This is a genomic window from Bacillus sp. SIMBA_008 (assembly GCF_046535495.1).
GTDB classification, from domain to species: domain Bacteria; phylum Bacillota; class Bacilli; order Bacillales; family Bacillaceae; genus Bacillus; species Bacillus subtilis.
This window is the reverse complement of record NZ_JAWRWL010000512.1, coordinates 1-269: the sequence shown is the minus strand read 5'-3', so window position 1 is coordinate 269 and position 269 is coordinate 1. Positions and strand designations below refer to the sequence as shown.

Below are 269 nucleotides of genomic sequence, written 5' to 3'. Positions count from 1 at the left end.
AATCGAAATGGGCATGGGCATTCACGGCGAACCCGGCATATGGCGCGACAAGCTGAGACCCGCCAATGCCATCATCGATGAGATGATCGAACGGCTGCTCGCCGACAAACCGCAAGGTGCCGGATCGAAACTGTCCATCCTGATCAATAGTCTTGGCGCAACACCGCTGGAGGAATTGTTCATCCTGTATCGGCGCGCCGTGCAGAAATTGGGTGAAGCAGGCATCCAGATCGTACAGCCACTGGTCGGCCATTTCGCTACGTCGATGG

Annotated in this window: 1 protein-coding gene; it reads left to right on the top strand. The window is 56.5% G+C overall.

The features are described from left to right. On the top strand, window positions 1-269 hold a 269-nt coding region (locus SB658_RS24250), incomplete at both ends, for a dihydroxyacetone kinase subunit DhaK (RefSeq protein WP_410602905.1).